At 62.2% G+C, this 12,640-nt stretch carries 13 protein-coding genes; 3 read left to right on the forward strand and 10 right to left on the reverse strand.

The features are described from left to right. Positions 1 to 23: 23 nt before the first annotated feature. Positions 24 to 1,361, reverse strand: a complete 1,338-nt coding sequence (locus ABGT66_RS11500; RefSeq protein WP_346690776.1) for a D-serine ammonia-lyase — start codon at positions 1,359 to 1,361, stop codon at positions 24 to 26. A 287-nt stretch (positions 1,362 to 1,648) separates the two neighbouring features. On the opposite strand from ABGT66_RS11500, the gene ABGT66_RS11505 reads away from it, so the two are divergent. From ABGT66_RS11505 to ABGT66_RS11515, 3 genes are read left to right on the forward strand one after another with little or no spacing between them, the layout of a single operon-like run. Then, positions 1,649 to 2,461, forward strand: coding sequence for an electron transfer flavoprotein subunit beta/FixA family protein (locus ABGT66_RS11505; protein ID WP_346690778.1), 813 nt, complete (start codon positions 1,649 to 1,651; stop codon positions 2,459 to 2,461). Then, positions 2,458 to 3,459, forward strand: a complete 1,002-nt coding sequence (locus tag ABGT66_RS11510) for an electron transfer flavoprotein subunit alpha/FixB family protein (protein WP_346690780.1) — start codon at positions 2,458 to 2,460, stop codon at positions 3,457 to 3,459. The genes ABGT66_RS11505 and ABGT66_RS11510 overlap by 4 nt, the downstream gene beginning before the upstream one ends. Further along, positions 3,456 to 4,892: an FAD-binding oxidoreductase gene (locus tag ABGT66_RS11515; RefSeq protein WP_303146793.1), complete on the forward strand. Its 1,437-nt coding sequence runs from the start codon at positions 3,456 to 3,458 to the stop codon at positions 4,890 to 4,892. The genes ABGT66_RS11510 and ABGT66_RS11515 overlap by 4 nt, the downstream gene beginning before the upstream one ends. Before the next feature lie 478 nt (positions 4,893 to 5,370). Here ABGT66_RS11515 and ABGT66_RS11520 read toward each other — a convergent pair whose 3' ends face one another. The 9 genes from ABGT66_RS11520 to ABGT66_RS11560 all read right to left on the reverse strand — a co-directional run bounded on the left by ABGT66_RS11520 (position 5,371) and on the right by ABGT66_RS11560 (position 12,637). After that, positions 5,371 to 6,063 (reverse strand): LrgB family protein, encoded by a 693-nt coding sequence (locus ABGT66_RS11520; protein WP_294194067.1) that lies wholly within the window; start codon positions 6,061 to 6,063, stop codon positions 5,371 to 5,373. Beyond that, positions 6,060 to 6,419, reverse strand: coding sequence for a CidA/LrgA family protein (locus ABGT66_RS11525; RefSeq protein ID WP_300264304.1), 360 nt, complete (start codon positions 6,417 to 6,419; stop codon positions 6,060 to 6,062). Before ABGT66_RS11525 ends, ABGT66_RS11520 begins: the two co-directional genes overlap by 4 nt. Positions 6,420 to 6,471: 52 nt before the next feature. After that, positions 6,472 to 7,191, reverse strand: coding sequence for an RsmE family RNA methyltransferase (locus ABGT66_RS11530; RefSeq protein ID WP_346690782.1), 720 nt, complete (start codon positions 7,189 to 7,191; stop codon positions 6,472 to 6,474). Next, complete coding sequence (locus ABGT66_RS11535; protein WP_346690783.1) at positions 7,166 to 8,038, reverse strand: 50S ribosomal protein L11 methyltransferase; 873 nt, start codon at positions 8,036 to 8,038, stop codon at positions 7,166 to 7,168. Before ABGT66_RS11535 ends, ABGT66_RS11530 begins: the two co-directional genes overlap by 26 nt. A 53-nt stretch (positions 8,039 to 8,091) precedes the next feature. Further along, positions 8,092 to 8,559 carry a zinc ribbon domain-containing protein gene (locus ABGT66_RS11540; RefSeq protein WP_294194071.1) on the reverse strand — a complete coding sequence of 156 codons (468 nt, stop codon included), beginning with the start codon at positions 8,557 to 8,559 and terminating at the stop codon, positions 8,092 to 8,094. A gap of 114 nt (positions 8,560 to 8,673) precedes the next feature. Beyond that, entirely contained in the window at positions 8,674 to 10,077 is a 1,404-nt protein-coding gene (locus ABGT66_RS11545; RefSeq protein ID WP_346690785.1) for a DUF6138 family protein, read from the reverse strand. A gap of 175 nt (positions 10,078 to 10,252) precedes the next feature. Continuing rightward, positions 10,253 to 10,984 carry an ABC transporter ATP-binding protein gene (locus tag ABGT66_RS11550; RefSeq protein ID WP_294194074.1) on the reverse strand — a complete coding sequence of 244 codons (732 nt, stop codon included), beginning with the start codon at positions 10,982 to 10,984 and terminating at the stop codon, positions 10,253 to 10,255. Between the two features lie 4 nt (positions 10,985 to 10,988). After that, positions 10,989 to 11,756, reverse strand: coding sequence for an ABC transporter ATP-binding protein (locus tag ABGT66_RS11555; protein WP_294194075.1), 768 nt, complete (start codon positions 11,754 to 11,756; stop codon positions 10,989 to 10,991). Continuing rightward, positions 11,756 to 12,637: a branched-chain amino acid ABC transporter permease gene (locus ABGT66_RS11560; RefSeq protein ID WP_294194076.1), complete on the reverse strand. Its 882-nt coding sequence runs from the start codon at positions 12,635 to 12,637 to the stop codon at positions 11,756 to 11,758. The genes ABGT66_RS11555 and ABGT66_RS11560 overlap by 1 nt, the downstream gene beginning before the upstream one ends. Positions 12,638 to 12,640 lie beyond the last annotated feature (3 nt).

Consider the following 12,640-nt stretch of genomic DNA (forward strand, 5'->3'; position numbering starts at 1 on the left):
TTTTCATGCCTTTTTCCGCGGATTTACGCGAGACGCGTCGCGATATATTCCTTCCTTATTTCTTCGGGCACGAGGCGGCCTCCGGTCGCCCACGCTATGTGGGCGGCGTTTTTCATCTTCTCGGCGAGGCCGTGCGCTTCTATATATTCGCGCCATTCTTCGCTGCGTCCGAGAAGCGCCGGGCCTTCGAAGGCCGCGCAGGAGCCCGGCTCGATGAAGGCGTTTTCCGTCTCGAGCAGGTCGCGCATATATTCGTATAGCTTCGCGTCGCGCAGCGTGAAGCCGCCAGAGAGCAGCGGCTCCATGACGCGGCCGACGAAGCCCGATGCGCGCCCGACCGCGAGGCCGTCTGCGTGGGTCAGGCCGGTCAGGCCGACGTCCTTGACCGCTATGCCGTTGTGCAGGCCGCTCGCCATGCCGAGCACCATGCAGGGGGCCTGCGTAGGCTCTATGAAGAAGCAGTGGACCGCGTCGCCGAACATCTGCTTCAGCCCAAACGCCACGCCGCCCGGCGCGCCGCCGACTCCGCAGGGCAGGTAGACGAAGAGCGGATGCTCCGCGTCCGGCGCAACGCCGAGCGCTTTAAGCTGCGGGACGAGACGCTTCGCCGCGACCGCGTAGCCGAGGAAGAGGTTCTTCGAGTTCTCGTCGTCCACAAAATAGCTCTTCGGGTCGGCGTCTGACTGCGCGCGCCCCTGCTTGACCGCCTCGCTGTAGTCCGTGTCGTACTCGATGACCTTGACGCCGTGGCTGCGCAGCAGCGCCTTCTTCCAGGCGCGCGCGTCGGCGGACATGTGGACGACGGCGTTGTAGCCGACGGCGGCGCTCATTATGCCGATGCTGAGGCCGAGGTTGCCGGTCGAGCCGACCTGCATCGTGTACTGCGAGAAGAATTTCCGCGCCTCGTCCGACGCGAGCTTTTCATACGAATCGCCCTCGCGCAGCAGGCCGTGCTCTAGCGCGAGCTCCTCCGTGTGCTTGAGCACCTCGTAGATGCCGCCGCGCGCCTTTATCGAGCCCGCTATCGGAAGGTCGCCGTCCATCTTGACGAAGAGACGGCCTTCGATTTTCGCGCCGTACTTCTCATTGAGCCGCTCCTTCATCGCCGCGGCCTCGCGCAGCTCGGATTCGATTATCCCGCCGGCCTCCGCCGTTTCGGGGAATTTCTTCATTATGAACGGAGCGAAGCGCGCGAGCCGCGCCTCCGCGTCGTCTACGTCCGCCATAGAAAGCGGCAGGCCTCCGCGCGCCGTCTCGAAGCTCGCGAGCTTCGAGTTGAGCCAGAGTATTTCGCGCTCTTCGGCGAGCGCCCTCACAGTCGGGTTTTCTTCCATAAGCTTACGCACCTGTTCCTTGTCCATAGCCGCGCCTCCCGTTTTATGTAGTTGTGATGAAGCTGCGGCTCTATCTTACAACGGCGCGGCGCACGCGTCCACGCGGGGAAGGCGTATCGTTTCCGCGCGCCGCCGCCAATGCGCGGAACGAAGCGCGTTTTTCGCGGATTTTACGCGCTTAGCGTACCGCCGCGCCGTCATGTGCGATATAATGAAGCGTATTACTCTTTCCGGCGTCGGGAACGATGCGCAAAAGCCGCGCCGGAGACACAGAAAGCCGCACAAACGGAAATTTCGGCAGGGAGGAAAGAATTTTGCGGATAGCCGTACTTATAAAGCAGGTGCCGGCGGTCGACACAGTCAAGATCGACGAAAAGACCGGCACGATGATACGCGACGGCGTCGAAGCGGAGCTGAACCCGCTCGACCTTCACGCCGTCGAGGCCGCGGTGCGCCTCAAGGAGTCGCGTCCCGCGGGCGAGGTTGAGATAACGGCGGTGACTATGGGGCCGCCCGCGGCTCTGAAGGCCGTGCGCTACGCGATAGCGATGGGCTGCGACAAGGGGCTGCTGCTCTCTGACAGGAAGTTCGGCGGAGCGGACACGCTCGCTACGGCGCGCACTCTTTCGCGCGCGCTGCTCGCGGCGGGGCCGTTCGACCTGCTTTTAGCGGGCGAGCGCGCGACGGACGGCGAGACGGGGCAGGTCGGCCCGGCCTGCGCCGAGCTGATGGGCGTCACGGTGCTTTCCTACGTCAGCGCGATAGACGAGCTGACCGACGAGCGCATCCGCGTCACGCGCGCCGTCGAGGGCGGACATGAGACGGTCGAAGCGCCGCTGCCCGCGATTGTGATTCCCGTCAAGGAGATGAACATTCCGCGCCTCTGCACGCTCGGCGGAAAGCTGCGCGCGAAGGCCGCCGCGATACCGTCGCAGACGGCGGACGACCTTCACATGGACGGCTCGGAGACTGGGCTTTCCGGCTCCGCGACGCAGGTCGTGCGCGTAACATATCCGAAGGTGACGCGCCAGGGACGCAGGATAAACTCAGCCGAAGGGCTGGAATCCGCGATAGGCGAGATGATGAAGGTTCTCGAAGATAAGAACTGTCTGGAGGCGGCAAGATGAAGTGCGGTGAAGTCTGGACGCTCGCGGAGGTGCGCGGCGGCGTAATACACCCCGTATCGCGCGAGCTGCTCGCGTGGGGACGCGAGCTCGCCGACGCGCTCGGCGCTCCGCTCGCGAGCGTCGTCATGGGGAGCGGCGTGCTCGAGGCCGCTCAGTCGCTCGCGGCCTACGGCGCGGACAAGGTCTACGCCGCCGACGAGCCGGAATTCGAGCATTTCAAGGCGGATATAGCCTGCAAAGCGCTCGCGGAGCTCATCGAGGAGCGCGGGCCGTCGATACTGATAGCCTCGGCGACGACGCAGGGACGCACCGTCATGCCGATGCTCAGCGCCCGCCTCGGCTGCGGGCTGACCGCCGACTGCACGGAGCTCGCGATAGACCCCGAGAGCAAGCGCCTGGTGCAGACGCGCCCCGCGATAGGCGGCAACGTCATGGCCGACATCAAGACGAAGGGACGCGACCCGCAGATGTGCACCGTGCGGCCTAAGTCGAAGCGCCCGCTTTCGCCCGACGCGTCGCGCGGGTGCGAGGTCGTGCGCTTCAAGCCTGCGGACGACGCGATTCGCTCTCTGATAAAATTCATCGGCTTCGACGCGGAGAAGAGCGTCGGCCTGCCCCTGCAGGAGGCGGAGATAATAGTCGCTGGCGGCAAGGGGATGAAGAACGCCAAGAATTTCGCGAAGCTCGCGGAGCTTGCGGAGCTGCTCGGCGGCACCGTCGGAGCCTCGCGCATGGCGGTCGACCTCGGCTGGGCCCCCTACTCCGCGCAGGTCGGACTTTCCGGAAAATCTGTGACGCCGCGCCTCTACCTCGCATTCGGCATATCGGGCGCGGTGCAGCACATAGCGGGCATGTCGGGCGCGGAGACGGTCATAGCCGTCAACACCGACCCCGAAGCGCCGATTTTCCGCGTCGCGGACCTTTCGGTGCAGGGCGACGCGATGGAAGTGCTGAACGCGCTCATCGCCGCGGTCAAAAAATACAAGGGGCTGGAATGATGACCCGCTACGGCAAAGTCACGAAGGCGATATACGACGAGCTGCGCGCCGTCACAGGCCCCGGCGGCGTCGTGATGGACGACGCGGAGCAGCTCGACAACTACGCGTGGGACCAGGCCGGGCGCGTCTGGGGGCACATGCCCGAGGCGGTCGTCAAGCCCTCCACTACGCAGCAGGTCTCCGACATAATGAAGATAGCGAGCCGCGAGCGCATACCCGTCACGCCGCGCGGCGCGGGCAGCGGCCTCAACGGCGGCGCCGTGCCGCTCGCGGGCGGCATCGTCCTCTCGCTCGAGCGCATGAATAAAATCCTCGAAATAGACCCCGTCAACCGCGTCGCGGTCGTCGAGCCGGGCGTCGTCACGAACGACCTCTGCCGCGCCGCGGCGGAGCACGGCTTCCTCTACGCGGGCTACCCGATGAGCACCGAGACGAGCTTCATCGGCGGCAACTTCGCGACGAACGCGGGCGGCGGCAAGGTCATCCGCTACGGCAACACGCGCCGCCACATCCTCGGCGCGGAGGTAGTCCTGCCATCGGGCGAGGTGCTCGAGCTCGGCGGACGCTACCGCAAGGACACCTGGGGCTACAGCCTGCTCAACCTGCTCGTCGGCAGCGAAGGCACCCTCGCGATAGCGACGAAGCTCATAGTCAACCTCGAGCCGAAGCCTGGCAAGACGGTCAACCTGCTCGCCTGCTATCCGACGCTCGAAAGCCTCGTCGACAGCGTCGCGAAGGTCATCGGCTCCGGACGGCGCATAATATCGTGCGAATTCATGGACAGGAACCTCGTCAAATACACGACGGAATATCTCGGCTGCACGCTGCCCGAGCAGGAGCGCAGCGAGGGCTACCTTCTGATACAGGTCGAGGGCGACACCGACGAACAGCTCGAGGACGGCTACGAGACGGTCGGAAAGATATGCCTCGAATGCGGCGCTTTCGAGGTCTTCGTCGCGGAGAGCCGCACGGACTCCGCCGCGATGTGGAACGTGCGCCAGAACGGCCTCGAGGGTATGCGCGCTAAGGATCCGCACGCCTGCTCGTCGGGCGACCTCATGGTTCCGCTCTCGGCGGTGCCGGAGATGATACGCCGCATAAAGAAGCTCAGCGCCGACTGGAACGTCGAGATAGGCATAATTTCGCACATCGGCGACGGCAACATCCACCCGATACCGCTCAAGCCCGAGGGCATGAGCCCCGAGCGCTGGGCGCACTACGCCGAGGAGTTCTTCAACGCGCTGATACGCGAGGCGATAGCGCTCGGCGGCATCGGCAGCGGCGAGCACGGCGTCGGCCACGTCAAGCAGAACATCCTGCTCGAAAACAAATCGCCCGCGGAGCTCGAGGTGCTGCGCGGCGTCAAGAAGGCCTTCGACCCGCTCGGCATAATGAACCCAGGCAAGATGTTCTCTCCGCTCGAAGAGGAATAGCGAGCGAGCGCATAAGATAAAGAGAGCCGCCCCGCGCGTCGAACGGGGCGGCTCTCTTTTATTCTGCGGCAAAATCGCAGGGAAAGGCGAATAAACGCCGGTTTATCGCCTTTTATGCGCTTTCTTCTGCATATTTCGACGCCGGAGTTTGCAGAAAAGCGCGGCGCGCGGCTCACATGAATATCGCGCGTCCGCGCAAGCAAGATTTTATTTCGTTTTGCGCGCTTAAATCTATTGACAAACTTACTCGGCGGGGCTAGAATATAATTAGGGTATAGAATAGGTAAAATTGAAAATAGTTTCTTACGATTATCCTGCGGCGCGAATCATCCAAATTTTCGGCGGCGTTTTTTGCAATTACAAGTTTCTGCTCTAAATCTTCACTTCAACTCTCCTTTTCAACAGACAGCGGCGAGCCGCTGCGCTTTCGAAGAGGCCGTGCGCATCCTCAGCCTTATGCGCGCGGCCCCTTACTTTTTTACTGCCAGAAGAAAAGGAGCGACGCGAAGGGCGCTATCGCGACGGTCAGAAGCCCCGCCGCCGCTATCGCGAGGCTGCTCATCGCGCCCTCGGCCTCGCCCATCTCGAAGGCCTTGAGCGTGCCGAAGGCGTGCGAGCTCGAGCCTATGGCTACGCCCTTCGCCACCTTGTCGCCGACGCGGACGAGCTTCAGCAGCGCGGGCGCGGAGATGTAGCCGAAGGCCCCCGTTATGACCGTCGCGAGCATCGTAATCGCCGGGATGCCGCCGAGCTCCTCGCAGACGGGCATCGCAATCGCGGCCGTGATCGACTTCGGCAGCAGCGTCACGTACATCGTGCGGCTGAAGCCGAAGAGCAGCGACATAAGGAGTATGCAGAGCGAGTTGGCGAGGACGCCCGCCGCTATGCCGCAGCATATCGCGGCGGCGTGCTTCTTGAGCAGATGGAGCTGGCGGTAGAGCGGTATCGCGAGGCAGACAGTAGCGGGGGTCAGTAGGTCGCCGATATATTTCGCGCCGTTGAAGTAGTCGTCGTAGGCTATGCCCGTGAGCGCGAGAAACGCTATTACGAGCACGTTCGTGACGATGAGCGGGTTCAGCAGCGGCGTCTTCGCAAACCTGTGGACGACGCAGCCCACGACGTAGGCCCCGCATGTGAGCGCGAGGCCGAAATACACCGAGCCCGAGATCATTTTCCGCCTCCGTCCCTCCTGCGCATCATGCGCTGCGTGACGAATCCGGTCGCCGCCATCACCGCGGCGGTCGATATTATCGCCGCTGCTGTGAAGGGCGCTATGACGGAGAGTACCTCTTTATAATGGACTATGACCCCCGCCGCGGGCGGCACGAACATCAGCGGCATCATCTCTATCATGAGAGCGCCGAAATTCTCGACGTCCGGCAGCTTCACGACGCCGGAGCAGAGCGCGCCGAGCAGCAGCACAAGGCCGTAGACCCCGGCAGGGACCGGCAAAGGAATGTACTTGTTGAGAAGCTCTCCGAGAAAGCTTATAAAAAATATAATGAAAGCCTGCTTTATATATTTCATGGGATTTTTGCGATTTCACGCGCGCGGCGCAGTTACGGGCGCGCGCGGCCTTTTAACGTTTTTCGTACATCATAGCGAGCGAGGCGCAGAAGGATGCGACGGCGGTGCTCGCACGCATTATCCTCGCGCCGAGGCGCACGGGGGCGAAGCCCTCGGCGAGCAGCCGCGCGCTCTCCGCGGGCGACCAGTCGCCCTCCGGCCCTATTGCGGCGGCGAGGCCCTCCGCTATGCGCGTCTCGCGCAGCGGGCGCGCCCCGTCGGAAAGCAGCGCCGCGAGCCTCTGCTCCGGCAGCCCGTCGAAATCGAACTCCGCGAAGGGCACGGGCGCGCAGAGGACAGGCGGCGTCGCCGCGCCGGCCTGTTTCGTCGCTTCGTCGAGGATTTTGCGCCAGCGCTTCATCTTATCGTCGAGCCGGGCGCCCTCATAGCGCGGCACGCTGCGCTCGCAGACAAGCAGATGTATACGGAACACGCCGGTCTCGGCGCAGAAACGCAGCGCCTCGTCGAGCTGGTCGTTCTTGAGCAGGCCGAGCAGTAGCTCGATTCTCGGCTCAAGCGGAGGCTCCTCCTCGCGCGAGAGCTCGCGCGCCGTGACCGCCGCGCCGTCGCAGTGCAGCCGCAGCGTCACCTTCTCGCCGTCGAGCAGCCCCTCGACGAGCGAGCCGGTGTAGCAATGACGGACGCGGACGAGGTGGTGCGCCTCCTCCGCGTCTATCGTCCAGATTCCGTTATTGCAGGAGCAGCGCTCAAGCCTCAGCCTTGGCAGCGACACCCCACCATTCTCCTTTTACAAGCTCCTCGACGGGCTTCATGCGAGCCTTCGCGAGCGCCTCGAGGAACACCGGCTTTTCCTTCTCGAGCATGCCGGAGAAGATGGCCGTCCCCTCCCCGCCTATCACGGCGGGAACGTCCGCGACCATCGTAGTGAGCGGGTCGAGCAGTATGTTCGCCGTCAGGATGTCGGCCTTGTGGCCGAAGTCCTTGAGCAGGTCGCCGACCGCGAGGTCTATCTTCTCGGAGGGCAGGTCGTTCAGCTCGAAATTCTTGCGCACTTCCTCGATGACCGCAGGGTCTATGTCGCGCGCGTAGGCGAACTCCGCGCCGAGCTTCAGCGCGCCTATCGTGAGGATGCCCGACCCCGTGCCGATGTCGGCGGTAGTCATGCCCGGGCGCATATATTTTTCAAGCAGCTCGAGCACTATCTGCGTGCTCTCGTGATATCCCGTGCCGAAGGCGCTGCCCGGATTGATGTAAAGCGGGATGCGGTCCGCGGGCTCTGTGCCGCGGTGCCACGGCGCAAGGACGACGAGGCCGCGCCCCACCGGCAGCGGCGGGAAGGCCTCCTCGACTACTACGTTCCACGGCTGGTTTTCAATCTTGCCGGAGTCCTCTATCGCGACGCCGGGGAATTCCTTCATCGCCTCGGAAAGCTTGTTCCTCCAGAAGGAGATATCCTCCGTGCTCTTATAATACATGCGCAGCCTCGAAACGCCGTCCGGCATTTCCTGAAGCTCCGTTCCTATGCTTCCGGATATATCGGCGAGCGAAAGGAGATTATCCTCGCAGCCCGCGCTAGTATTTATAGTTATGTACCACCAGTAGCCGTCAGCGGCGTTCATGGCGACAGCCTCCTTCCGCAGATTACTCCCGCGTCCGCCGCGGGAAGCTTTCGTTACCCGAGCTTCGCTCCGCAGTCGACGCAGAACTTCGCGCCCTCTTCGTTGACCGCGCCGCAGGCCGGGCAGACGTTGAGCGCGGGAGCGGGCTTCTCGAGCTGCGCGCCGCATTCCTGGCAGAACTTCGCCTGTTTGCCGTTCTTCGCGCCGCAGGCGGGGCACTGGACGAAAGCGGGCTCAGCCGCCTCCTTCGCCGCGCGCTCGCGCTCGAGCTCGGCTTCGAGCTCGGATATGACCCTCATGTGTTCGTCTATCTCTATGCAGTATTCGAGAATGTCGTCGTCGACCGGGCCCATATCCCCGGCGCGCTTCGCGTAGTAGTACTCGCCTATCTTGCGGCACGCCTCGTCGACGGCCCTCTTCTCCGAGCTTATGCGGCTCTTTATGCGCGTGGTCTCGACGGCGTCGTTCGCCGCGTCCTTCACGCTTTTAGCGAGATCGTTGAGCTTGTCAAAAAACGCCATTACGTTTCCCCCTCTTCGTTAAATGACACACGTATCAGTATAACACATAGCAAGCCGAGCCGCGCGCAAAGCGGCGCGGAATGGAGGGAAGGGAGATTCTGCGCTCTGTAGATTTCAGTCTTTCACAGGCTCGAATACCTGCCGGTATTTTTCTTTCAGTTCCTCGGGCGCGGCTTTGATGACTTTGCCGCCGCCGTTCTCGGAGGCTCTTCCCCATATCGCCCAGAGCGCGCCGCGCCAGAGGTAGTCCTGCGCCTCTCTGTCGTGCTCCGATTCTTCCGGCAGGTAGTCCGCGAGGCGGCGCTTCGCCGCGAGCAGAGCGTCAAGGCTCCCGTCGTTGGCGATGAGCGCGCCGAACTCCTTCGCGGGGCGAAGCTCCTGCATAGACAGGACGCCGTGGAGCAGGACGGGCATGGTCTGCGCTGTGAAGCCGAATTTTTTGAAAAAGGCGTGGATGAATTTCTCCTGCAATGACGAATGTTCGTCGTCGCAGAGGTCGAGGTAGTCGCAGACCAGTCTCAGCCGCTGAGGCGTCGTCCCTTCCATGCCGAGCGCGAAGACGGCGAAGGTGCCGGGCATCGCGCAGAGCTCGCCGGCGAGGTTGTTGTACCACTCGTCCTCGCGCATAGCGAGCCGCGCGTACTGCTCTATCAGGCCGTGGAGCCGCGGATAGCGCATCGCGCAGGCGAAGAGCTGGTTCACGCCCTTCTTCGGCAGGCCCGGGACCGGCAGATATATTTTCTCCGGCCCGCGGAACTCAATTGAATAGCTGCGCGGGAAATCCGGCTGTTCAAGCACTTCGGCGAGATAGCTTAGAGCCTCCTCGCAGCATCCCTCTGTGCAGTCCCTTGCGGTGATGCGTATCGTCGCAAAAGCATCGTTCGCCGAGGCTGTCATGTGCTTTGTTTTCCTCTTTTGAATGCCGGGCGGCAGTTTGCCGCTGCCGTTGTCTTTCAGCCCTTTCACTATGTCGGGGCGGAGCTGAGAGACAAGGCCGAAGAAATGCTTTGAGGTAACGGATTCATAACTAGCTCCATAGACTGTACAGCAAATTGCGACGTAGCATGTGAAGCGCAGCAGCTTTTCGTCCACGTCCTCGAGCCGCAGCTCCGGCGAGACCGTGCAGGGCGGGTAGCAGGAGAAATAGTTGTCTTTTTCGCCTTCCACGAAATAGCGCTTCTGAACGTACTTTTCTACGTACTTTCTCAGCGTGTGGTCAATAAGATTATTCCAGCCCACAAGCCACCGCAGCGCGTCGCAGAAGGCGACCGCGTCATCGTAAGGGAATCCATTCAGCGGAAGCCGCGTGAGATAGCGTTCCAACAGTTGCCACGGCAGGAACTGCGTCCCGTTGTGATTGCGCACCACAGTTGGATAAACAGAGTGGTTCTCTCTTGCTGTTCCGTCCAGCACGTCCATGATGCAGAGGTCGGCCTCCGCCAGCACCTCCGGCGCGGTTTCCGGCTTATGAATAAGATAGTACCGGCCGTGCAGGCCGTCGCGTTTCGGCAAATTCATCGCGTTTCCTCCTTAATCGGCGCTGCGTCTCCGTCTATGCAGCCGCGCGTCAGCGACCGCCGCGTTACAAGCGCCGCCGTCTTTCGCAAAAATAATAGCGCGGACGGCGCATACGGAAAAGGGCGCGGATTCGCCGTCCGCGCCCCGATTTATGCTATTCTGCCGTGACTTGCCGTTACTTTTTGCCGCCGAGGTAGGCTTCCTCGATTTCGGGATTGTGGAGCAGGTCGTCGGATTTGCCTTCCATGATGATCGTGCCGGTCTGGATGACGTAGGCGCGGTGCGAAAGCTGGAGGGCCTTCTTCGCGTTCTGCTCGACTATCAGTATCGCCATGCCGAGCTTTCTGTTGATCTCGGTGAGCTCCTTGAAGATTTCGTTGATGATGATGGGCGCGAGTCCGAGCGACGGTTCGTCGAGGAGCAGGACGCGCGGGCGCGCCATGAGCGCGCGGCCTATCGCGAGCATCTGCTGTTCGCCGCCGGAGAGCGTTCCCGCGTACTGGTTCTTGCGTTCGAGCAGGCGCGGGAAGAGCTCGAAGACGCTCTGCTTGAGGCGCTCTATCTCCGCCTTGTCGCTGAGCGGGAAGGCTCCCATGTCGAGGTTTTCGAGAACGGTGAGCGGCGCGAAGACCTTGCGTCCTTCGGGCGAAAGGCTGACGCCGGCGGAGACGACCTGGAAGCTCTTGGCGGGAAGCGCGACACCGTCGAGCAGTATCTCGCCGGAGACGCGCGGCACGTCGCCCATGATGGCGTTCATCATCGTCGATTTACCCGCGCCGTTGGCTCCGATGACTGCGACTATCTCTCCGGGATAAACGTCGAGCGAAGCACCTTTGAGCGCCTGTATAGCTCCGTAGCGGACTACGAGGTCCCTGACTGCGAGAATAGGAGTGCGGTTTTCCGTCATGTCCCTATTCCTCCTCTCCGAGGTAGGCCTTGAGCACGTCGGGATGGCTCTGAATTTCCGCCGGCGAGCCCTCGGCTATCTTCGCGCCGAAGTTCATGCAGACGATGTGCGGGCATATCGCCATGACCATGTCCATGTGGTGCTCGATGAGCAGTATCGTCAGTTTGAAGTCGCGGTGGATGCCGGTGATCAGCTCGTTGAGCTGTACGACTTCGTCGGCGTTCATACCGGCGGCCGGCTCGTCGAGAAGCAGGAGCTCCGGCTGAAGCGATATGGCGCGCGCGATTTCAAGGCGGCGCTGGAGACCGTAGGGCAGCGTCCCAGCGGCCTGGTTGGCGCGGTCGGCGAGCCCGACGCGCTCAAGCAGCTCCATGCTTTCCTTGCGCGTCGCCGCCTCCTGGCTCTTCCAGCGTCCGATGTGCGTGACGGCCTCGAAGAAATTATATTTGTAGTGCTGCTGCGCGGCGGTCATGACGTTCTCGAGCACCGACGAGGCCGCGAAAAGGCGCAGGTTCTGGAAGGTGCGCGCGATGCCGCGCGAGATTACCTGGAAGGTCTTGAGCTTCGCGATGCTCTCGCCTTTGAAGACGATGTCGCCGCTCGTAACGTCGTAGACGCCGGTCACGAGGTTGAATATCGTCGTCTTTCCGGCTCCGTTCGGCCCTATGAGGCCGGCCAGCTCGCCTTTGTTTATGACGAAGCTCATGTCGCGGACGGCCTGGACGCCGCCGAACGATTTGTTTACTTCTTTAAGTTCAAGCAGTGCGCTCATCAGCGGGCTCCCTCCTCTGCCGTTCCGGTCTTTTTACGTGAAAAGAGCTTTTTCAGGTAAGCGGGCGTGAGCTCGTTCGTCCCCATGATGCCTTCGGGACGCAGCACCATGACGAGGACGAGGACGAGTCCGTAGATAAGCATACGGTACTGGGAAATCGGGCGGAAGAGCTCGGTGACGAGCGTCAGTATCGTCGTGCCGAGCAGGCATCCGCTCATCGAGCCGAGGCCTCCGAAGACGACTATCGAGACGAGCTCCGTCGACTTCGCCATGTCGAACATTATCGGCTGTATGAAGGACATGTATCCGGCTATGAGAGCGCCCGAGACGCCGCAGTAGAAGCCCGATATCGCAAGGCTGAGGTTGCGGTAGTGCGCCGTGTTGAAGCCGAGCAGCGACGCGGCGACGTAGTCGTCGCGGCAGGCCTTGAAGGTGCGCCCGTAGCTGCTGTTTACAAGGAAGAACATCGCGACCGCCAGCACGAGGAAGAACCCTACGGCGACGGGCATCGAGGTGAATCCGTCGATTCCCGGATAGCCGCGCGCACCGCGCGTGACGTCATTCCAGTTCTCAATGATGAGGCGTATCGCTTCGCCGAGGCCGAGGGAGACGATGGCGTAGTAGTCTCCGACGAGCTTCAGCGTCGGGATGCCTATCAGGAACGCGAGTATCATGGCGAGGATTCCGCCCGCGATGATTGCGGGGATGAAATGCACGCCGTATTCGACAGTGAGTATGGCCGCGGTGTACGCGCCTATCGCCATGTAGCCGGCGTGTCCGAGCGTGAAGATGCCCGTGAATCCGGTGAAGAGCGAGACGCCCATAGCGGCAATGCAGTTTATAGCGAGGAGGGTGATAACTCCAACGGCATAACCTTCCATAAC

The organism is uncultured Cloacibacillus sp., assembly GCF_963926575.1.
Lineage (GTDB): Bacteria > Synergistota > Synergistia > Synergistales > Synergistaceae > Caccocola > Caccocola faecigallinarum.